A 21338-nucleotide genomic window follows, 5' to 3' on the forward strand; every position below is an offset into this window, starting at 1 on the left:
CGGCGGGGGCGCCTCGGAGGGGGGCCTGGCCGAGGGGAGCCAGATTGAGGGGAGCCAGATTGAGGGGAGCCAGGCCGGCGCGACTGCGCCGGAAACCGCCGGGTTCACCGTACGGCTCGAGAACTTCAGCGGACCGTTTGACCTGCTGTTGGGGCTTATCTCCAAACATGAGTTGGACATCACCGAAATAGCTCTCGCAACGGTCACCGATGAGTTCATCGGCTACATCAGGGCTTTCCAAGGCACCGACGCGGACTTCTCGCTCGACGAAGCCAGCGAGTTCCTCGTGATCGCCGCAACCCTGTTGGACCTCAAGGCTGCACGGCTGCTGCCCGCCGGTGAAGTCGAAGACGACGAGGATGTGGCCCTGCTCGAAGCCCGGGATCTGCTGTTTGCCCGGCTCCTGCAGTACAAGGCCTTCAAGGAAATCGCCCGGCAACTGGGGGAGCGGCTGGCCGAAGAAGGCAAACGGTTGCCGCGGGAGGTCAGCCTGGAACCACAATTCGCTGCGATGATGCCCGAGCTCACCTGGCGGACCACCCCGGAGCAGTTCGCTGCGCTGGCAGCCAAGGCACTTGAACCTCGCGAAGCAGCACCCACAAGGGTGGGCATTGAGCACCTCCACGGGTCAGCGGTAAGCGTTCGCGAACAGGCGGAGCTGCTGGGGGTTCGGCTCCGCGAAGGACACCCCTTATCGTTCAGGCAACTCACCCAGGATGCCGAGGACATGCTGACCGTCGTGGTCCGGTTCCTTGCCCTACTGGAAATGTTCCGTGACGCTGTGATTTCCTTTGACCAGGGAGCTCCGCTCGGAAACCTAACCGTTCGCTGGTCTGCAGGGGCGAAAGACTGGTCCCCGGCCTCAATCAGTGAGGAATACGACCATCCGGCACCGCCACCTCCAGCCCCGGCAGCCGTGGCACCGCTAACCGCTGAAGGATCACCGTGAAAGCCCAGGAACCTGACGCTGACGAAACCTTCTTTGACCCCTCGGGCGAACCGGGTGGGGTCAAAGCCGCGCTGGAAGCAGTGCTCATGGTGGTCGACGAGCCCGTCACCGAAATGCAGCTGGCCACCGCGCTCATGGTTCCCGTCCTCGAAGTCAGAGAGTTGCTGGTGGAACTCCAGCAGGAGTATGACGGCTATACTGGTCAGGGCCCGGAAGGGCACACCACCGATCCGGCGGTTTCACAGCCGCGTGGCTTTGAGCTACGCAGCGTCGCCGGAGGATGGCGGATTTTCTCGCGCAGCACGTTTGCGCCGGTAGTGGCGAAGTTCGTGCTCGAAGGACAAAGCGCCCGCCTGTCACAGGCAGCTTTGGAAACCCTCGCCGTCATCGCCTACCGGCAACCGGTGTCTCGGGCAAGAGTTTCAGGAATCCGCGGAGTGAACGTGGATTCGGTGGTACGCACCCTGGCGCTACGCGGTCTCATCGTCGAAGCGGCAACCGATCCTGAGACAGGCGCCATCCTGTACGGAACAACTCCGTACTTTCTGGAAAGATTGGGTATTGGCAGCGTTGCTGACCTACCTCAGCTTTCACCACATCTACCCGGGTTGGAAAATCTCGGTGACTTTGATGACACCACGTACTAAATACGCTAGCTAAAAGGACATTCAATGACACAGGCGCCACGTTCCGGCTCCGGACGCAACAACCCCAAACGCGACGAGGATGGCCCCCGCGAGGGTGCACCCCGCGGCGGGTCAGCACGCGGCGGTGCACCCCGCACCGGATCGGGGTCAGCGCGTGGCCGGTCGGCACGCGACGCTTTCGGTCGCGGCTCGGCTGCAGGGGCAGGGCGCGACGGCGACGCCCGCCAGGGTTCCTCACGTGACGGTGCCAGCCGCGGTGCGGGTCCGGACCGTGCAGGCTCGGGCCGCCCAGGTCCGGACCGCGACGGTGAACGTCGGGGCCCGGCCCGCGACGGAGCCAAGCGTCAGGGACCAGCCCGTGGCAGCGCCGCGCGAGCCAAGCCAGGCCGCGACGGTGCACCCCGCGATGGTGCACCCCGCGACGGCGGATACTCCCGCGACGGTGCACCCCGCGCTGGCGGTCGTCCCACTGGCGGTCGCCCCACTGGCGGTCGCCCCGCGACCGGCGGTTACCGCGGTTCGTCGGAGGGTTCAGGCGAGGGCCGTCCCTTCGCCAACCGCACCCCCAAGCAGGCCGGCGCCAAGCAGGGCGGCAACCGACAGAAGCCAACCGGTCCCAAGGCCTTCGGCAGGGAACGCTTCGGTCAGAGCCTCGGACCGGTCCGTCGGCCCAAGGCACAGGGCCCCAAGGCACTGCCCGTCGATCGCCTCGACGTCCACAACCCCGACGGTGTGCGCCTGCAGAAGATCATGGCCTCGGCAGGAGTGGCGTCACGCCGGGTCTGCGAGGAAATGATCGAGGACGGCCGCGTCGAGGTCGACGGCACCATCGTCACCGACCTCGGTGTCCGGGTCGATCCCACCCAGGTCGCCATCCACGTTGACGGCATTCGTCTGCAGCTCAACGACCACCTGGTCTATTACGTCTTCAACAAGCCCAAGGGCGTCATCTGCACCATGGAGGACCCCGAGGGCCGTCCCTGCATCAGTGACTACCTGAAGAACAAGAACGAAAACGAGCGGCTCTTCCACGTGGGTCGTCTCGACGTCGCCACCGAGGGCCTGCTGCTCCTGACGAACGACGGCGAACTCACCAACCGCCTCACCCACCCGTCCTACGAGGTCCCCAAGACCTACCTGGTGCAGGTCCGCGGCCCCATGGCCCACGGCATCGGCGCGCAGATGCGAGAGGGCATCGAACTTGAAGACGGCATCGCCAGCGTCGACTCGTTCAGGCTCGTCGATTCCACCCCGGGACACATCCTGGTGGAGGTTGTCCTTCACTCGGGCCGCAACCGTGTGGTCCGTCGCCTCTTCGAAGCTGTCGGCCACCCGGTCGAGCGGCTGGTCCGCACCCAGGTTGGCCCCATCCGGGTCAACGACCAGCGCCAGGGCAGCATTCGTGTCCTGGGCAACCAGGAAGTCGGACACCTGTTGGCAGCGGTGGGACTCTAAACCATGCCTGGCGTTAACAACGGCGGCACCCACCTGTCTGGTCCCGTGCTCATAGTGGGCACGGGGCTTTTGGGCGCCAGCATTGGGCTGGGGCTGAAGGCACGTGGGATCGACGTCGTCCTCACCGATATCTCTCCGTCCACCCAAGCTGTGGCCGAGGATATTGGCGCGGGCCGGGCCCTGAACCCGGTCGAGACGTTCGAACCGGAACTGGTCGTCATCGCAGCGCCACCGGACGTCACGGCTGACTTGAGTGCCAAGGCGCTCACCGAGTACCCAAACGCCGTCATCGTCGACATTGCCAGCGTCAAAGCCTCGGTGCTTGACCACCTGACCACCGTCGTCGACGACACGGCGCTAGGCCGCTACGTGGGGACCCACCCGATGGCTGGCCGGGAGAAATCCGGGCCGGTTGCCGCCAGCGCCGAACTGTTCACCAGCATGCCGTGGGTGGTCTGCGCTTCAGAGCACAGCACCGCCGTGGCCATCCGCACCGCCGAAGCGTTGGCCATCGATCTGGGCGCCGTCGTCGCGCGCATGAGCGCCGAGGATCACGACCAGTCGGTCGCGCTGATCTCCCACCTACCGCAGGTCCTTTCCTCGCTGGTGGCCAGCAGGCTGCAGGATTCACCACCCCACGCGCTGGCCCTGGCCGGCAACGGGTTGCGCGATGTGACCCGGATTGCCGCCAGCGACCCACGGCTCTGGGTGCAGATCCTCTCCGCGAACGCGGACCGTCTGGTGGAGATCCTGTATGGGGTGCGCGAGGACCTGAACCGTTTGATCGGCACCCTTGAGAATCCCACGGGGGCAGGCTCGCGCCTCGACATGGCCCAGCTGATTTCCGAGGGCAACGTGGGCCAGGCCCGCATCCCCGGCAAGCATGGCACCCCGCCCGAAGCGTTCGCCCGCATGACGGTGCTCGTCGATGACGTGCCGGGGCAGATTGCGCGGCTCCTCACCGAGATTGGCGACGCCGGCATTAACCTTGAGGACCTGAGGCTGGAACACTCGCCCGGGCGTCAGGTGGGTATGGCCGAAATTTCGGTGGTGCCCGGCAAACGGCACGATCTCCTTGAATTCCTTACCGCCAACGGATGGAAAGTGGTCCAGTGAACACCCCCCATTCCTTATTCCGCATCGGCAAGTCCCTTGTCGTCGCCATCGACGGGCCCTCCGGGTCCGGTAAGTCCAGCGTGAGCCGTGAGGCTGCACGTCAACTCCATGCCGCCTACCTGGACACCGGTGCCATGTACCGGGCAGTCACCTGGCATTGCCTCGCGGAAGGGGTGGACCTGGGTGACGGCGCCGCCGTCGAACACGCCGCCCGCACGATCGAGCTGGATATCAGCACCCGTCCCGACGCCGAGTCAGTGACGGTCGGTGGTCAGGATGTCACCGCCGCGATCCGCGAACCGCGCGTCTCCGAGGCCGTTTCGGCGGTGGCCACCACCCTGGGCGCCCGCAGCGAACTGATCCGCCGTCAGCGGCAGATCATCGCCGACTCGGGGCACCGCATCGTGGCCGAGGGCCGGGACATCACCACCGTGGTCGCCCCCGACGCTGAGGTGCGGATCCTGCTGACCGCCAGCGAGGCCGCCCGCCTGCGCCGCCGTGGCGACCAGCTCGGTGGCACCCAGACCGACGCGCAGCTGCAGGAACAGGTCATCGGCAGGGACACCAAAGACTCGAAAGTCGTCAATTTTCACCAGGCCGCAGATGGCGTGGTTACCGTAGATTCATCGGAACTCGATTTCGAGCAGACCATCACGGCTGTGCTCGACGTCGTTCGAACCGTTGCACACTGATAACGAAGGAATGCACTCATGACTGACAACCAGGCCCGCCCTGACATTGAAGGGGCAGAAGAGTTTGAGCCGACCGGCGAGGACTCGATTGCGGAGCGCCTGGCCGGAATCGACGACGACGAAGCCGAGATCCGCGCGCGGTCCCTCCGGGCCGGACTCGACGACTATGACCTCGACGAGGAAGACGCTGCCCTGCTGGCGTTGGAGCCCGAGGACTATGACCCCGACGCGCCCCTGCAGCTCGACCCGGTACTTGCGATCGTTGGACGTCCCAACGTCGGCAAGTCCACCCTGGTCAACCGCATCCTCGGCCGCCGCGAAGCGGTAGTCGAAGACACCCCCGGCGTCACCCGTGACCGGGTCATGTACTCAGCGACCTGGAACGGTCGCGGGTTCACCCTCGTGGACACCGGCGGCTGGGAGCACGACGCCCGTGGCATCCACGCCCGGGTCGCCGACCAGGCCGAGATCGCCGTCGACATGGCCGACGCTGTCCTGCTGGTCGTCGACGCCACCGTTGGCGCCACCGCCACCGACGAAGCCATTGTGCAGATGCTCCGCAAGAAGAAGAAGCCGGTCATTCTCGTCGCCAACAAGGTCGACGACATCCAGAATGAAGCCGACGCCGCCACCCTGTGGGGTCTCGGCTTCGGCCAGCCCTGGCCCGTTTCGGCCCTGCACGGCCGCGGGACCGGCGACATGCTGGACCAGGCGCTCGAGGTGCTGCCGAAGTTCTCGGCGCACGGCGGACTGGAACGCTCCGGCGGTCCTCGTCGGGTTGCCTTGATCGGCCGCCCCAACGTCGGCAAGTCCTCGCTGCTGAACAAGCTCGCAGGCAGCGACCGGGTAGTGGTGGATCCGCTGGCCGGAACCACCCGCGACCCGGTCGACGAAATGATTGAGCTCGACGGCCGTGTCTGGCGGTTCGTGGACACCGCAGGCATCCGCCGCCGTGTGCACATGGCACAGGGCGCCGACTTCTATGCGTCGCTGCGGACCCAGTCGGCCCTGGAAAAGGCCGAGGTGGCAGTGGTGCTGCTGGCCGTGGACGAGGTGCTCAGCGAACAGGACATCCGAATCCTCAACCTCGCCATGGAGTCCGGCCGTGCCCTGGTGCTGGCGTTCAACAAGTGGGACCTGATGGACGACGAGCGCCGCAAGTACCTGGAGCGCGAGATCGAGCAGGACCTGGCCCATGTCGACTGGGCGCCCCGCGTGAACATCTCGGCGCTGACCGGCTGGCACAAGGACCGGCTCACCCCGGCCCTGGACCAGGCCCTCGAATCGTGGGACACCCGGATCCCGACCGGACGCCTCAACGCGTTCCTCGGCGAGCTGGTTGCTGCCCACCCGCACCCGGTCCGCGGTGGAAAGCAACCCCGGATCCTCTTCGGCACGCAGGCCTCCTCGCGTCCGCCGAAGTTCGTCCTCTTCACCACCGGGTTCCTGGATCCGGGCTACCGCCGGTTCATCCAGCGTCGCTTGCGGGAGACCTTCGGCTTCGAGGGAACGCCCATCGAGGTCGCCATGCGGGTCCGCGAGAAGCGCGGCAAGAAGAAGTAGCAAGGAACGACCCTCAGGGTCAGGATTGCCGCTTCCTAGCGGCAATCCTTGGCCCGGTGGCCGTTTTTACCTGAGAAACCTGTTTACGGCTCGTCTGGTTCGTCCGGAGGCCTGGCATGCGATAGGATTCTTCAGGTGGTTCGGCCTTCATTGGCCGGCCAATCGGGATGTGGCGCAGCTTGGTAGCGCACTTGACTGGGGGTCAAGGGGTCGCAGGTTCAAATCCTGTCATCCCGACAGCGAAAAACCCGCCGATCTAGGCTTTGCAGCCCGGATCGGCGGGTTTTTCTTTGCCCGTGGGTTATCTGCGCCGGGACTATTTTCGTTCCAGAACCCGCCGACGCACCTTACTGGCATCCACCCAGACGTACCGGGCGAGGCTCTTCTCAACCCATTGGATGCGGACGGCTGCGTCGGTCCACCCGAGGGCGAAGGCCTTGACCGTGGCTGTGTCGCCGTCAGCGTAGGTAAGGTCGGTCCACAGCGGGATCGTTGCCTTGGTGGTATGCACGTCCGCCGGGTCAGGTGCATTCACCTGCAGGGGCCGCCGCCAGTTGCGGGCACCGGGAGCCAGGCCCCAGCTGTCGCCGTGAAACTTATGCCCCATGGGCACGAGGATAGCCCCGGCCAATGACAGGCGGGTCTCCCGGGTTGAGGCACCACCGAAGGTCTGGCGTTGCGGCTGATGTGTCGGCGCCCGAGGGGTTAGGAGGCGGTGCGGGGGATTCGGCGCAGTCCTTCGGCGTCTTCGATGCTGCTCCGGCCGCGGCCTTGCCGGAGCAGTTTTTTGGCGGCGAAATCGGACATCTACTGCTCTTAGAGGGTGTTTACCGCAGACGGCGCCCTATCCGCCGCCTGCGGTGATTGGCTTATTCGGCTAGGGCGTTGATGACGGCGAGGGCGACGTCGTGGCTGGATTGGGGGTTCTGGCCGCTAATCAGGTTGCCGTCGCGCACCACGAAGGATGACCAGTCAGGGCCCAGCTCCACTACGGCGCCCTGCTCCTGCAGTGCGGTCTCCACGAACCACGGAGTGTTCTCCCCGGTTCCCCCGGATAACTCCTCCTTGTTGGTGAACACGGTCATCCGCCGGCCCTCGAAGGCGAACCTTCCGTTTCCGTCCACTGCACTGAGCAATCCGGCAGGACCGTGGCAGAACGGAGCGATGATTCGCCCGCTGTCGTTGGCGGCGATCAGGATGCGGCCAAGGTCCTCGTTCTGAAACAGGTCAGCCATCGGGCCGTGCCCGCCTGGCAGGACCACAGCGTCGTAAATCGCGGCGTCCACTTCGGCGAGGACCAGCGTTGCGGATAGTTCATCGTCGATGGAGGTGATGTACTCCCGGAACTCATCGACTTTCTCCTGCCCTCCGGCCATTTCCGGGGCGAGGCTGACCTGGTCGAACGTCGGCTTCACCCCGCCAGGGGAGGCGATGTGGACCGTGTGTCCGGCGCCGAGGAGGGTCCGGTGGGAAACCACCAGTTCCTCGGCCCACACCCCGGTAGGGTGCTGACTACCGTCCTTCATCGTCAGGGAATCAGCGGCCGAAACGACCATCAGAATCTTTGCCATGGTGTTTTTCTCCTTTGTGATAGCAGGTAGGCCCACGCACGGACCTGTAAAAGGAACCTGTGCTTGGACCCCCGTACGGGTTCTTTTGAGGGGTCATGCGGTGAGGGCGGTCTAGTCTGTGGGGGCGTTCTCGGGAGCCCTGTGCGGTTTATCCGTAGCAGGTGCTGGGACCGGCTTTGCAACGTCCACAATCAGTGGGTGGCATAAGGTTTGCCTGCGAAGACCTGCAGGATTACTAGGCGGGCGTGGTCAGGCGGCTCCACGCGGCTAGGCCAAGTTCAGGTACGGGCTGCGTGTGAAGAAGTCTCATACCCCGCACAACCAGCCCCGCAACGTGGGTATTCCCCGTTATCCGCCGTCACCGCTCAACCACTCGAACGGTGACCGGCCCCGGACCCAGGTGATGGAGCAACGTGTCTATTGAGCAACGTACTTGGGTCCAGTTCGACGCGTCGTTGTCTTCGACCGAACCCCGTCAGATGCGGCGGAGAAGACGTTGGGAGGAAGTAGCGCGGCGCTACCGCTGAGGTGAGCAGACCACGGACTAAAGACCCTAATCCAATTGGGCCCAACGGAGTTAGATAGCAGATGAGCAGGAAAGTCCCTCAACTTGCGACTCGAGAGGTAAGGGCAAAATCATGAGCGGGAGCATCATCGCGAGATGGCGTGCGGGCGCGGCGGCTGCGAAGCGGAGCGTCATCGTGGGTGGCCTCGTGTCAGGGCTCGTACTGACCGGTGTGATTCCCACGGGGACCGCGGTCGCAGCGCCGGCCTACACCGCTCCAGGGATGACCGTCGAGGAGTCACCTGCCGCACTGCCAGCGCAGACTCTGCCGTCCAACCCCTCCAACAGTTTTTCGGCGCCCTACCAGATCGGGAGGGGATGGACGGCCTCACGCACGATCTCGGTCGGCGACTGGGATGGCAACGGCTTCAGCGATCTGATGCTGATCGCGTCCGACGGCCGACTCCTCTATTACGCGGCCAACGCTCGGGAGCGTTTCGCGTCCCCCCGCCAGATCGGGAACGGCTGGCTGGTCGCCGAGAGCGTCCAGGGTGGCGTGGACTGGAATCGTGACGGTGCCCTCGACCTGATCGCACGCTTCAAGGACGGGCGGTTGATGCTGTATCCGGGCAACGGTTCGGGTGGATTCCTCGCTGCGCGCCAGATCGGCCATGGTTGGCTGACCATGCGGACGTGGACGCCGGTGCAGCAGTCCGTCAACGGGTATCCCGCTGTTGCGGCCACCGATATGGCCGGCATCATGCACGTCTACCCGACCAACGGCACCGGTAGCTTCCTTCCCCGTATCAGACTGGGTGGAGGCTGGCTCCCCATGCGCCAGGTCGTGGGAGCGGGCGACTGGGACAAGAACGGCCGCTCTGATCTGCTCGTAGTGGACAGCGAGGCCAGATTGCGCCTCTATGCCGCCACGTCAAGCGGCACATCGTTCCCCATGACACAGATCGGAACGGGGTGGTCCGCCTTCCCGAAGATCTTCGCCACTCAGCTCGATCCTCGCGCCCAGACGATCTGGGCGGTGCGGACGGACGGCGCCCTGTATGCCTATCCCGCAAAGTACAGGGGCCCCAACGCCGCATTCGTGCCATGGCCATCCGTCCCCACCAGGTGGGATGACACCGACTGGGAGTCCTTCCCCACGACGCGCCCCGTCGTGGCCCTTACCTTTGACGGCGGTGCCTCCAATGCGGGGGTGACCTCCATCCTCAACACTCTCGACCGGTATGACGCGACGGCGTCCTTCTTCGTGACCGGCCAGTTCGCGCGTGCATATCCTGCGAGCGTGCGCGCCATGGCAGCTGACGGATACCCCGTCGGGAACCACTCCAACACCCACCCGTATTTCTCGCAGCTCACCAACGAGGCCATCCGGCTCGAACTGGCGCGAGCGGAGGCCGCCATCTGGCCGCTCACCGGCAAGACGACCATGCCCTACTTCCGGTTCCCCTACGGCGATCGGACTCAGCTCGACATCGACGTCGTCAACGGTTTCGGTTACGTTCCGTTCCGTTGGACGGTGGACACGCTGGGCTGGCGAGGGACATCCGGCGGCATCACCGCCTCGATTGTGTGCCAGCGGGTCCTGAACACGGCCCGTCCCGGCCAGATCGTTCTGATGCACGTGGGTTCCAACCCGAACGACGGCACCACCCTCGACGCCGCCGCCCTGCCCTGCATCATCGAAGGGTTGCGCGCCAGGGGCTACGGCTTCGTCACGGTGGAGGCTCTGCTGGACTGATGGAGTGCCGCATCACCGGTCCGCGTCACCCGGCCGGCTTGTAGCCTCCCTCGGCGGTGTGCATACGACGAACTGTGACGCCGCCAGGTTCAGTCCGGGGTATGCGGTCGTATCTTAGAAGAGTGAACCCTTTCGTGGCCGCCGCTATCGTCGTTGTGCTGGTCCTCGGTGCCCTCGGCATCGGACTGGCCATGCGTCACCGGTCTGGCGTCAAGCGCTCCGTGCAGGTGGGGGAGATCGCCCCGGCGGACGTGGACCTCGCGGTCCTGGGCGAACGCGCGACAGTGGTCCAGTTCAGCACCGCTTACTGCTCCCGCTGCCCAGGGGTGCGGCGGGCCCTCACCAACACGGTCAGGGATTACGACGGCGTCGTGTACACCGACGTCGACCTCACCCACCGGCCACATCTCGCCTCGCGGCTGAAGGTGATGCAAACCCCTACCGTGCTCGTCGTCAATCCGAACGGCGATGTCGCTGCACGCTACGCGGGCGCGGTATCAGTGGCGTCCATCCGTGCCGAAATTGACACCCTGGAAGGACCCGGCGATGACCGCCTTGCCTCATAACCCCTCGACCACACCTCTCCCCGGTATTGACCCTCGTGGCCCACGGTTTGCGGCCGCGTTGACGGCCTGCCTGCTGCTGGTCGGCACCTTCTTCGCCCTCCTGACGGCGGACGCGACTCCGCGCCTGAGTCTCGCGGAAAAGGTGTCCGACCCCGGGTTTATGATGCTTGCGATCACCGCCATCCTGTTCGCCTGGGGCTTCACGTCCCCACGGACCGCTCTCTGGGGCGTGCTGTTCCGCAAGGTTCTCAGCCCCCGGCTCACACCGCCGGTCGATCGTGAAGACCCTCGACTACCACGTTTTGCTCAGGTGGTCGGCTTCATAGTGGTGACGGTGGGACTGCTGCTGCACCTCGCAGCCGTCCCGTGGGCGCTTCCAATCGCCGGAGGTGCCGCGTTCGTCGCCGCGTTCCTGAACGCAGCGTTCGGACTGTGCCTCGGCTGCCAGTTGTACCTGGTCCTGGCGCAGGCCGGGCTCATCCGGCCACGAGGCGGACTCGCCGGCGCCTGAGCGAGGCAGCTCAAACGAATCACTGTCTCACGACCGGTCCTGACACCTTCAGCGGACAAGGCCGGTACCCCGGAGTATGTTGGAGCCATGGCATCTGACGCAACAGTCCTGTCCGTTGACGGACCCCACTGCACCCGCGACGTGCGGATCTCCAGTCCCAGCCGGGTGCTCTGGCCCGATCTCGGTATCACCAAGCTCGACCTCGCCAAATACCTGGTCGAGGTGGGGGAGGCCTTCGTCGCTGCCAACGGTGACCGCCCCCTCGCCCTGCAGCGGTTCAAGGACGGGATCGACGGCGAACAGTTCTTCTCCAAGAACCCGCCCAAGGGTGCACCCGACTACATCCGATCGGTGCCCGTGATCTACCCGAGCGCCCGATCCCACCCGCAACTCGTCATCGATGAACCTGCCGCCGCCGTCTGGGCAGCCCAAATGAACACCATCGTCTTCCACCCCTGGCCGTCACGGGCCGAGAACTCCGACAACCCTGACCAGTTGCGCATCGACCTGGATCCCCAGCCGGGAACCGATTTCGACGACGCCGTCCCCGCCGCAATCGAACTGCGCAAGGTGCTCGAGGAGGCCGGACTCAACGCCTTCATCAAAACCTCCGGCAACCGGGGGCTCCACGTCTTTGCCCCGATCGAGCCGGTCCGGGAGTTTCTCGACGTCCGCCATGCGGTGATCGCGGCAGCCCGCGAACTGGAACGCCGCATGCCCGACGCCGTCACCACCGCGTGGTGGAAAGAGGAACGTGGGGAGAAGGTGTTTGTCGACTTCAATCAAGCCAACCGGGATCGCACCATCGCCGGTGCCTACAGTCCGCGGGCCCTGGCCCACGCACCGGTCTCCTGCCCGATTGGGTGGGAGGAGCTGGAGAGCGCCGACCCAAAGAACTTCACCGTGCTCACGGTGCCCGAACGGCTGAAAACCGTCGGCGATCCGTGGGCCAGCTTCCACGAAAAGCCCGGCACCATCGACAAACTGCTTGACTGGTGGCAGCGCGACCTTGACTCCGGTCTCGGCGAGCTACCCTTCCCGCCGGACTACCCGAAGATGCCGGGGGAGCCCTCCCGCGTCCAGCCCAGCAGAGCGAAGAAGGACAAGTAGGTTCTCGGGTTTTATTCTCTAGGCGAGGACCTCATTCAGGTCATACGCCACCGGGACCTCCAACTGGTCGAAGGTGCAGGACTCGGGGTCGCGGTCCGGCCGCCACCGGGAAAATTGGGCGGTATGACGGAAGCGTGAGCCCTCCATCTGGTCATAGCGCACCTCCATCACCCGCCGCGGGTGCAGCCGCACAAAGGACACATCCTTGCCGGAAGCGAACCGGCTTCGATCGGTTTCCCCACGGACAGGCTCACCTGAAGCATCGCGCACGACGTCGGACGCCAGCTCATCGACCAGCTCCAGCCGGCGTTTGTTGGTGAACGCCGACGCGCCGCCCACATTGCGCAGCTCGCCGTCGTCGTACAGCCCCAGCAGCAGGGACCCGACACCGGCGCCGCTGGTGTGCACCCGGTAACCGAGGACGACGACGTCGGCGGAGCGGTGATGCTTGATCTTGAGCATGCGGCGCTTGCCAGGCTCATATCCGGCGTCCAGCGGCTTGGCGACGACGCCGTCGAGCCCAGCTCCCTCAAACTCGACCAGCCAGCGGCGGGCGAGCTCTACGTCGTCGGTCGTTTGAGACACATGGACAGGGGCAGCGAACGCACCAGCAATGCCTTCCAGGGCGGCCCGACGCTCAGCGAAGGGTGAGCTCATCAGATCCTTCGACCCAGCAGCCAGCAGATCGAAAGCGACGAACGAGGCGGGTGTTTCCTCGGCCAGTAGCCTGACCCGGCTGTCGGCGGGGTGGATGCGCTGCGACAGCGCCTCCCAGTCCAGCCGCTCATTGCCGGGGGAGCCGGTGCGGACCACAATCTCGCCGTCGACCACGCAGCGCTCCGGAAGGGACACCTTCAGCGCCTCAACCAATTCCGGAAAATACCGGGTGAGCAGCTTCGACCCGCGGCTGCCGATCTCCAGGGTGTCGCCATCGCGGTGGATGATGGCTCGGAATCCGTCCCATTTCGGTTCGTACAGCAGGCCGCCAGCCACACTGTCCGGATCGGGCACATCGCTGACGGCTTTGGCGAGCATGGGCTGAACGGGGAAGGGGAGATCGGTCATGAACTGATCTTTCCTCACTCGGCGAGCTGAGGGTAGTCCACCCCTGCCCATCGTCCAATCACTATGCCTATACTCGATCAGTGGCATCCAGCGGACGTCGCGCCCAGTCACACCGGAGTACGACGAAAGGCTGCCCATGAGCAACGTTCCAGATAACCTTCACTACACGGCTGAGCACGAATGGGTGACCCCGCCAAGTACCGACGGTGTGGTTCGCGTCGGCATCACGGACTTCGCGCAGGACGCGCTGGGCGACGTCGTCTACGTCCAGATGCCGGAGGCCGGCTCGCCGGTGACCGCGGCCGACGTCGTCGGTGAGGTGGAATCCACCAAGAGCGTCAGCGACATCTACGCGCCTGTGACCGGTGAGGTGGTGGCCCGAAATGAGGCCCTTGAGGACAATCCCGCGCTCATCAACTCCGATCCCTACGGTGAGGGGTGGCTCCTTGAAATCAAGGTCGCCGATCCATCCGTCGTGGATGAGCTTCTGAGTTCATCGGATTACTCACAGCAGGTAGGCTAGGGGTACCGGCTCGTCCGGCACAACTAGGCAAGATCACCGTTGCAAGGACACGGTGGCCAACCGGTCGTTCGACTGGTTGGCCACATATTTTGGGGAGGAACACCATGGTTGGCAACGAGAACGCGGCCACGTATGGCGGAAGAGAAAATCAGGCGCCGTCGCCGGAGACCACCACAATTGGGATCCCGGCGCTAGCCCCCACCGCAGTGGACCCAAAGCTGTCCCCGGAAGAGCAGGCGGCGGTCGCCGCGCTGCCCAGCACCTCTGCCTTGCTCGTGGCTCATACCGGCCCCAATTCCGGCGCCCGCTTCCTCCTGGACCAGGACGTGACAACGGTCGGACGCCACCCCAACGCTGATATCTTCCTCGACGACGTTACGGTGTCCCGTAAGCACGCCCAGTTTGAGCGGACCGACACCGGATTCACCGTGCTGGATACCCGTAGCCTCAACGGCACCTACGTCAGCAACGACCGGGTGGACAAGGTTGCGTTGCGCAACGGCAACGAAATCCAGATTGGCAAGTTCCGCCTGACCTTCTACAGTGCCCGGACAGCAGCGCCACAGCAGTCACCAGTTCAGCCTCTCGGACAGGAATAGGTCCCGCTGCATGCCCTCACCCCAGCCAGCTCGGCGCACCGTAGGACTCGCACCAGAACGAGTCCACGGCAATGTGCTCAACATCGGCGAGGTCCTCACCGAACTGTCCGGGGACTTCCCGCAGATCACTGCGTCCAAAATCCGGTTCCTGGAGGAAAAAGGGCTGATCTCCCCTCAGCGCACCCGGGCCGGATACCGGAAGTACGCGCCGCATGATGTGGAGCGCCTCCGCTTTGTGCTGGCACTGCAGCGGGACCAGTACCTGCCGCTGAAGGTCATCAAGGACTACGTGGACGCGATCGACCGCGGTGAGAAGCCGGAATCGCTGCCCGGCGGTATGACCCTGTCCCCGCGGATGGTCTCGGACCAGATGTCCCGCGACCTGCACTCCCACACCCGCTCCCTGACCCTCGAAACTCTGACGGCCGAGGCCGGCGCCAGGCACGCCCTGGTGCTCGATCTGGTGGGCTTTGGCCTGATCGCCCCGGTTGACGGCCGCTTCGATGAACATGCCCTCCGCGTCACCCGGGCATGCGTATTGCTGGAGGGCCACGGGATCGAACCCCGGCACCTCCGCCCTTTCCGCGCCGCAGCTGACCGCGAACTGGGCCTCGTTGAGCGGGTTGTGACACCCGTCGCTTCCCGTCGGGACGTGGCCTCCAAGGCACGCGCCGCCGAAATGGCCCGCGAAATCAGCGAGCTGTGCCTGAACCTGCACACAGCGTTGGTACAGGGCCACATTTCCCGCATGGATAGCTAGGGGGCCGCAATGCTTGAAGTAGAAGTCGTCGGAGTCCGAATCGAACTGCCCTCCAACCAGCCCCTGGTGCTGCTGAAGGAAACCAAGGGGGAACGCCACATCCCGATCTGGATTGGCGCCCCGGAAGCCAGCGCAATCGCCTTCGTTCAGCAAGGCATTGTCCCGCCCCGGCCCATGACCCACGACCTCCTCGTCAGCGTGGTCAACGCCCTCGGCCGCGAGATCAGCCAGGTCCGGCTGATCTCCGTCGAAGATACCGTTTTTCACGCAGAGCTGGTGTTCGACGACGGCACGGCGGTGAGCTCGCGCGCATCCGACGCCATCGCGGTCGCCCTCCGCATCCCTTGCCCCATCTACTGCGCCGTCTCCGTCCTGGACGAGGCGGGCGTGGAGATCACCGAGGCAGCTGACGACGACGACGACGATACGCCCGCTGCGCCCCCAGTCAACGCCGAACGGGAGTTGCGCCAGTTCCGCGAGTTCCTCGCCGACGTGGAACCCGAGGATTTCGAACGTTAAGGTTCCGACACGCCAAACTCTTTATGCCCTGCATCTTTGACCTGGAGTGCCCGGCGATCTAACGTCGAAGCATACGGTTTCATTGCACTACCCATTAACTCAGGGCAGACTTGAGAGCAAACCCTGAGAATCCGGTGCGTGCCTAGTGCCTACCGTCCAAGTATTCCCACGGTTATCAGAACGAGGAGGCAGCACGTGAGTCCCAAAGGCGACGCCGGTACGGGTTCCAACGCGGTTGCGTCCGGATCCGGGATCCCGGCCAGTGCGCAGGGCCTGCTGTTCACCGAAGATCTCCCCGTCCTTGATGAAGACGCTGGCTATCGCGGCCCCACTGCCTGCAAAGCGGCCGGCATCACGTACCGCCAGCTCGACTACTGGGCCCGGACCGGCCTCGTGGAACCAGCAGTCCGAGGCGCCTCCGGTTCGGGCACCCAGCGACTGTACGGTTTCCGGGACATCTTGGTATTGAAGGTCGTCAAACGACTGCTCGACACAGGCGTCTCCCTCCAGCAGATCCGCGCCGCAATTGAGCACCTCCGCGAACGCGGCGTCGAGGATCTAGCCCAGATCACCCTGATGAGCGACGGCGCCAGCGTCTACGAGTGCACCTCGGCCGAGGAAGTCATCGATTTGGTCCAGGGTGGCCAGGGCGTATTTGGCATTGCTGTCGGCAAGGTCTGGCGTGAGGTGGAAGGCAGCCTCGCGGCCCTCCCCAGCGAACACGCAGCCGATCAGGACTTCCCCGACGATGAACTCAGCAAGCGCCGGGCCACCCGCAAGATCAGCTAGGGCCTAGCTAACCCACCTATGGATTAGGCGAGGCCCCCCTCGAGCAAGCGAGAGCCCCCTGAGCTAAGCGAGTCACCTCGTTCCCTCAGGCGCGTCGGGCCACCCGGCTTCTCAGCCGGCCGGAATCCACCAGGTTTTTCAGCAACTCATCAAAGTAGCCGGCGGCATTGCGCGCCGATTCGCCCGGCCAATGGTGCACCGAGTGGGCGGCACCCTGGATCTGCTGCCAGTTCGCCTGCTCAGTAATGGTGGGACTCAATAGGAGATCACCAAACATTTGGCGCATTTCCGCGAGGCGGAACGCGTGCTCGTTCGAACCGGGACGTACCCGGTTGGCGACAATCCCGGCGGTGGACAGATTCGGCGCAAATTCTCGTTTGAACAGCTCGATAGCCCGCATGGTCCGCTCTGTGCCTGCCACCGAGAACAGGCTCGGCTCGGCGACCAGCAGCACCCGGTTGCTGGCGGTCCACGCCATCCGGGTCAGCCCGTTGAGGGATGGCGGGCAATCGATGAGGACCAGCCCATAACCCTCCAGACGCGACAGCAGGGTGGTGAGCCGTCGCAGATCCCGCCGTCCCAGATCTGGTCGGTCGTAAATACCCGAGTAGGCGGAGCCCACTGCGACGTCGAGAACAGGTGCCTTCCCCGACAACGGCGGGTTCTGTTGGATGGCCGAAGCCACCCAACCGCTGGGCACCACGTTGGCTCCGAGGTCGCCGCGACGCGCAATCTTCAGCAGACGGCCGATATCGAGTTGATCAGCGGATCTCACACCCAGACCGGTGGTGGCGTCAGCATGCGGGTCCAAATCAACGACCAGGGTCGGGATTCCAGCGGCAAGCGCTGCCGAGGCCAATCCGAGAGTCACGGACGTCTTGCCGACACCGCCCTTGAGGCTGCTGATGCTCACTACTTGCACTTGTTAAACCAATACCTAACATCTCGTGTGCGCGGCTGCCGGACGTCGCGCCAGCGGGAATCCTGGGCCGCAGTTTGAGCCGGCGGCCCCTATTTCGTCTGGGTTTGGTCAGTTCCGCATCAATGGCGGTCGACCTACCGTTCCATCATAGGTGAGCGGTAGGGGTTCCGAAGTCAGCGGTGCCCGGGACGCCGGTCAGATGTTGAGAAAGGTTAAGAGGTCGACGTCACAGCGCGGTAGGGTGAGGATTGCCGTGATGCAGGACACGGACGCACGTATCCATTGGTGAGATGCACGGACGCAGGAGAGCAATGTTTTCGAAGATTCTGGTAGCAAACCGTGGCGAGATTGCCATCCGCGCCTTCAGGGCTGGCTTTGAGGTGGGGGCAAAGACGGTTGCTGTGTTCCCGTACGAGGACCGCAACTCGATCCACCGGCAGAAGGCAGACGAGGCTTACCTCATTGGTGAAGAGGGTCACCCGGTCCGCGCCTACCTGGACGTAGACGAAATTGTGCGCGTCGCCAAGGAATCCGGGTGTGACGCCATCTACCCGGGCTACGGTTTCCTGTCGGAAAACCCGGGACTCGCCCGGGCCGCCGAAAAGGCCGGCATCACTTTCGTCGGACCGCCAGCCGATGTGCTGGAGCTGGCGGGTAACAAGGTCCACGCGCTGGAGGCCGCCCGCAAGGCTGGCATCCCGGTCCTGAAGTCATCCCAGCCGAGCGCCGACCTGGACGAGCTGATCGCCGCGGCTGACGAGATCGGGTTTCCCATCTTCGCCAAGGCGGTTGCCGGCGGTGGCGGTCGCGGAATGCGCCGCGTCGACAAGCGGGAGGCGCTGCCCGAGGCCCTCGAGGCTGCCATGCGGGAAGCCGACTCCGCGTTCGGTGATCCGACCATGTTCCTGGAACAGGCGGTGCTCCGTCCCCGCCACATTGAGGTGCAGATCCTCGCGGACGCGCAGGGCAATGTGATGCACCTGTTCGAGCGGGACTGCTCCATTCAGCGCCGGCACCAGAAAGTCATCGAGATTGCTCCAGCTCCGAACCTTGATGAGGGCATCCGGCAGGCCCTGCACCGGGACGCGGTCGCTTTCGCCACCGCCCTGGGTTATGTCAACGCGGGCACCGTCGAGTTCCTCGTCGACACGGTGGGGGAGCGGGCGGGTCAGCATGTCTTCATCGAGATGAACCCTCGCATCCAGGTGGAGCACACGGTCACCGAGGAGATCACTGACGTCGACCTGGTGCAGGCGCAGCTGCGCATCGCCGCGGGTGAGTCCCTCGCGGACCTTGGCCTGAGCCAGGACAGCGTCCAGGTGCGGGGTGCTGCCCTGCAGAGCCGCATCACCACCGAGGACCCCGCCAACGGGTTCCGGCCCGACGTCGGACAGATCACCGCCTACCGGTCCGCTGGCGGCGCCGGGGTGCGGCTCGACGGCGGCACCGTCTACGCGGGCGCTGAAATCAGTCCGCACTTCGATTCGATGCTGGTGAAACTGACCTGCCGTGGTCGCGATCACAAGTCGGCCGTGACCAGGGCCCGACGCGCCCTGGCCGAATTCCGGGTCCGAGGGGTGTCGACCAACATCTCCTTCCTGCAGGCCGTCCTTGACGATCCCGACTTCATCGCCGGCGACGTCGCGACCAACTTCATCGACGAACGCCCCGAACTGCTCACCGCCCGGGTCTCCGCAGACCGCGGGACCAAGCTGCTGACCTGGCTGGCAGATGTGACAGTCAACAAGCCCCACGGTGAGCGGCTCGTGGAAATCGACCCCGCCGACAAGCTGCCCGTTGCTGGTGAGGGCGAGGCGCCCCCAGGGCCGGGGTCGCGTCAGCGGCTGCAGGAACTCGGTCCCGAGAAGTTCGCTGCCGAGCTCCGCGCCCAGAAAGCCGTCGCCGTCACCGACACCACTTTCCGCGACGCGCACCAGTCGCTGCTCGCCACCCGGGTCCGCACCCGTGACCTGGTGGCCGCCGGCGACGCCGTCTCCCGCCGGACACCCCAGTTGCTGTCCGTTGAGGCGTGGGGCGGTGCCACGTACGACGTCGCACTCCGGTTCCTCGGTGAGGAACCGTGGGAGCGTCTCGCAGCCCTGCGCAAGGAACTGCCAAACATCTGCCTGCAGATGCTGCTGCGAGGCCGGAACACGGTCGGTTACACCCCGTACCCCGAGGAGGTCACCGAGGCCTTCGTGAAGGAGGCAGCCGAGACCGGCATCGACATCTTCAGGATCTTCGACGCACTCAATGACGTCTCCCAGATGGAACCAGCCATCCGCGCGGTCCGTGCAACCGGTACCGCGGTGGCCGAGGTTGGCCTTTGCTACACCTCCAACATGCTCGACCCCGAGGAGAAGCTCTACACCCTGGAGTACTACCTCGAGCTGGCGCAGCGGATCGTCGACGCGGGCGCCCAGATCCTGGCGATCAAGGACATGGCCGGCCTGCTGCGGCCAGCGGCAGCCGCCCAGCTCGTCACTGCCCTGCGTGAGCGTTTTGACCTGCCCGTTCATCTCCACACCCACGACACCGCCGGCGGCCAGCTGGCCACGCTGCTCGCCGCCGTGGACGCGGGAGTGGACGCCGTCGACGTCGCCAGCGCCTCCCTCGCGGGGACCACGAGCCAGCCCTCGGCGTCGGCACTGGTCGCGGCCCTGGCCAATACTGAACGGGATACCGGGATTTCGTTGGCGGATATCTGCTCGCTGGAACCCTACTGGGAGGCAGTCCGCCGCGTGTATGCCCCGTTCGAGTCGGGGCTGCCAGGACCTACAGGTCGGGTGTACCGGCATGAGATTCCGGGCGGCCAGCTGTCCAACCTTCGCCAGCAGGCCATCGCCCTGGGCCTCGGGGAACGGTTTGAAGCTATCGAGGACATGTACACGGCGGCGGACCGGATACTTGGGAGGCTCGTGAAGGTCACCCCGTCGTCGAAGGTGGTGGGGGATCTCGCGTTGCAGTTGGTGGGGACCAACGTGGATCCCGCCGACTTCGAGGAGAATCCGCAAAACTACGACATCCCCGATTCGGTGATCGGTTTCCTCAGCGGGGAACTCGGGGATCCTCCCGGCGGGTGGCCAGAGCCCTTCCGTACCAAGGCCCTGCAGGGCCGCGAAATCAAGGTCCGCGACGCGGAGATCAGTGCCGAAGACCTGGCCGCGCTGACCGGGGATTCGAAAGTCCGACGCGCCACCCTCAACCGGTTGCTGTTCGCCGGCCCCACCAAGGATTTCCTGGCCACCCGGGAAACCTACGGCGACGTCTCGGTCCTGGACACCCGCGACTACCTGTATGGCTTGCAGCAGGGCAGCGAGCACGTCATCCCGCTCGAAAAGGGTGTCCGGCTGATCGCCACCCTCAGCGCGGTGTCGGAGCCTGATGAGAAGGGGATGCGCACGGTGATGTGCACGCTGAACGGGCAGATGCGGCCCGTCGTCGTGCGTGACCGCAGCATCCACAGTGATGTCAAGGCGGCGGAGAAGGCGGACAAGTCGGTGCCGGGCCAGATCGCTGCGCCTTTCGCCGGTGCTGTCACCGTCACGGTTGCCGAGGGGGACACCATCGAGCAGGGCGCGACGATCGCCACGATCGAAGCGATGAAGATGGAAGCCGGAATCACCTCACCGGTGGCAGGCACGGTCAAGCGGATCGCCGTCGACGCCGTCTCCCAGGTGCAGGGCGGGGATCTGCTGATGGTGATCGAGACCGCCTAGC

20 protein-coding genes and 1 tRNA gene are annotated in these 21338 nt (G+C 65.1%); 17 read left to right on the forward strand and 4 right to left on the reverse strand.

The features are described 5' to 3' along the window. The first annotated feature begins 43 nt into the window (after nucleotides 1-43). From ACX80T_RS12505 to ACX80T_RS12535, 7 genes are all read left to right on the forward strand, one after another. Complete coding sequence (locus ACX80T_RS12505) at nucleotides 44-949, forward strand: segregation and condensation protein A (protein WP_051317655.1); 906 nt, start codon at nucleotides 44-46, stop codon at nucleotides 947-949. Continuing rightward, nucleotides 946-1596 carry an SMC-Scp complex subunit ScpB gene (gene scpB, locus ACX80T_RS12510; protein WP_116779176.1) on the forward strand — a complete coding sequence of 217 codons (651 nt, stop codon included), beginning with the start codon at nucleotides 946-948 and terminating at the stop codon, nucleotides 1594-1596. The genes ACX80T_RS12505 and scpB overlap by 4 nt, the downstream gene beginning before the upstream one ends. A 24-nt stretch (nucleotides 1597-1620) precedes the next feature. Then, entirely contained in the window at nucleotides 1621-3051 is a 1431-nt protein-coding gene (locus ACX80T_RS12515; RefSeq protein ID WP_459304587.1) for a pseudouridine synthase, read from the forward strand. Nucleotides 3052-3054: 3 nt separating this feature from the next. Then, a complete protein-coding gene (locus ACX80T_RS12520) occupies nucleotides 3055-4167 on the forward strand; it encodes a prephenate dehydrogenase (protein WP_116779158.1) in 1113 nt (370 codons plus the stop codon). Continuing rightward, nucleotides 4149-4859: a (d)CMP kinase gene (gene cmk / locus ACX80T_RS12525; protein WP_024477537.1), complete on the forward strand. Its 711-nt coding sequence runs from the start codon at nucleotides 4149-4151 to the stop codon at nucleotides 4857-4859. The genes ACX80T_RS12520 and cmk overlap by 19 nt, the downstream gene beginning before the upstream one ends. A gap of 18 nt (nucleotides 4860-4877) precedes the next feature. Continuing rightward, entirely contained in the window at nucleotides 4878-6422 is a 1545-nt protein-coding gene (gene der / locus ACX80T_RS12530) for a ribosome biogenesis GTPase Der (RefSeq protein ID WP_019481386.1), read from the forward strand. A 163-nt stretch (nucleotides 6423-6585) separates the two neighbouring features. Continuing rightward, a tRNA-Pro gene (locus ACX80T_RS12535) sits at nucleotides 6586-6659 on the forward strand. A 79-nt stretch (nucleotides 6660-6738) separates the two neighbouring features. Here ACX80T_RS12535 and ACX80T_RS12540 read toward each other — a convergent pair. After that, entirely contained in the window at nucleotides 6739-7029 is a 291-nt protein-coding gene (locus tag ACX80T_RS12540; RefSeq protein ID WP_116779159.1) for a hypothetical protein, read from the reverse strand. 262 nt (nucleotides 7030-7291) lie between these two features. Then, the gene (locus ACX80T_RS12545; RefSeq protein WP_116779160.1) at nucleotides 7292-7993 is read right to left on the reverse strand and encodes a type 1 glutamine amidotransferase domain-containing protein; all 702 of its coding nucleotides are present in this window, start codon (nucleotides 7991-7993) and stop codon (nucleotides 7292-7294) included. Nucleotides 7994-8631: 638 nt separating this feature from the next. On the opposite strand from ACX80T_RS12545, the gene ACX80T_RS12550 reads away from it, so the two are divergent. The 4 genes from ACX80T_RS12550 to ligD all read left to right on the forward strand — a co-directional run bounded on the left by ACX80T_RS12550 (nucleotide 8632) and on the right by ligD (nucleotide 12441). Then, nucleotides 8632-10254 carry a polysaccharide deacetylase family protein gene (locus ACX80T_RS12550; protein ID WP_459304588.1) on the forward strand — a complete coding sequence of 541 codons (1623 nt, stop codon included), beginning with the start codon at nucleotides 8632-8634 and terminating at the stop codon, nucleotides 10252-10254. 122 nt (nucleotides 10255-10376) lie between these two features. Further along, nucleotides 10377-10820 (forward strand): thioredoxin family protein, encoded by a 444-nt coding sequence (locus tag ACX80T_RS12555; RefSeq protein WP_459304590.1) that lies wholly within the window; start codon nucleotides 10377-10379, stop codon nucleotides 10818-10820. Then, nucleotides 10801-11331 (forward strand): DUF4395 domain-containing protein, encoded by a 531-nt coding sequence (locus ACX80T_RS12560; RefSeq protein ID WP_459304591.1) that lies wholly within the window; start codon nucleotides 10801-10803, stop codon nucleotides 11329-11331. Before ACX80T_RS12555 ends, ACX80T_RS12560 begins: the two co-directional genes overlap by 20 nt. 87 nt (nucleotides 11332-11418) lie before the next feature. Continuing rightward, entirely contained in the window at nucleotides 11419-12441 is a 1023-nt protein-coding gene (gene ligD / locus ACX80T_RS12565) for a non-homologous end-joining DNA ligase (protein WP_459304592.1), read from the forward strand. Nucleotides 12442-12459: 18 nt separating this feature from the next. On the opposite strand, the gene ACX80T_RS12570 is transcribed toward ligD, so the two are convergent. Next, a complete protein-coding gene (locus ACX80T_RS12570; RefSeq protein WP_459304593.1) occupies nucleotides 12460-13506 on the reverse strand; it encodes an ATP-dependent DNA ligase in 1047 nt (348 codons plus the stop codon). 136 nt (nucleotides 13507-13642) lie between these two features. On the opposite strand from ACX80T_RS12570, the gene gcvH reads away from it, so the two are divergent. The 5 genes from gcvH (at nucleotide 13643) to ACX80T_RS12595 (ending at nucleotide 16696) form a co-directional block, all read left to right on the forward strand. After that, nucleotides 13643-14029, forward strand: coding sequence for a glycine cleavage system protein GcvH (gene gcvH / locus ACX80T_RS12575; RefSeq protein ID WP_019481374.1), 387 nt, complete (start codon nucleotides 13643-13645; stop codon nucleotides 14027-14029). 104 nt (nucleotides 14030-14133) lie between these two features. Beyond that, nucleotides 14134-14628 (forward strand): FHA domain-containing protein, encoded by a 495-nt coding sequence (locus tag ACX80T_RS12580; RefSeq protein WP_024477542.1) that lies wholly within the window; start codon nucleotides 14134-14136, stop codon nucleotides 14626-14628. A gap of 10 nt (nucleotides 14629-14638) precedes the next feature. Next, complete coding sequence (ftsR, locus tag ACX80T_RS12585) at nucleotides 14639-15388, forward strand: transcriptional regulator FtsR (RefSeq protein WP_019481372.1); 750 nt, start codon at nucleotides 14639-14641, stop codon at nucleotides 15386-15388. Nucleotides 15389-15397: 9 nt separating this feature from the next. Then, the gene (locus ACX80T_RS12590) at nucleotides 15398-15907 is read left to right on the forward strand and encodes a bifunctional nuclease family protein (RefSeq protein ID WP_459304594.1); all 510 of its coding nucleotides are present in this window, start codon (nucleotides 15398-15400) and stop codon (nucleotides 15905-15907) included. Between the two features lie 195 nt (nucleotides 15908-16102). Beyond that, the gene (locus ACX80T_RS12595) at nucleotides 16103-16696 is read left to right on the forward strand and encodes a MerR family transcriptional regulator (protein ID WP_019481370.1); all 594 of its coding nucleotides are present in this window, start codon (nucleotides 16103-16105) and stop codon (nucleotides 16694-16696) included. 85 nt (nucleotides 16697-16781) lie between these two features. Here ACX80T_RS12595 and ACX80T_RS12600 read toward each other — a convergent pair whose 3' ends face one another. Next, complete coding sequence (locus tag ACX80T_RS12600) at nucleotides 16782-17618, reverse strand: ParA family protein (RefSeq protein WP_026040882.1); 837 nt, start codon at nucleotides 17616-17618, stop codon at nucleotides 16782-16784. A gap of 311 nt (nucleotides 17619-17929) precedes the next feature. On the opposite strand from ACX80T_RS12600, the gene ACX80T_RS12605 reads away from it, so the two are divergent. Continuing rightward, complete coding sequence (locus ACX80T_RS12605; protein ID WP_459304595.1) at nucleotides 17930-21337, forward strand: pyruvate carboxylase; 3408 nt, start codon at nucleotides 17930-17932, stop codon at nucleotides 21335-21337. Nucleotide 21338 lies beyond the last annotated feature (1 nt).

This window comes from Arthrobacter sp. Sr33 (genome assembly GCF_054511195.1).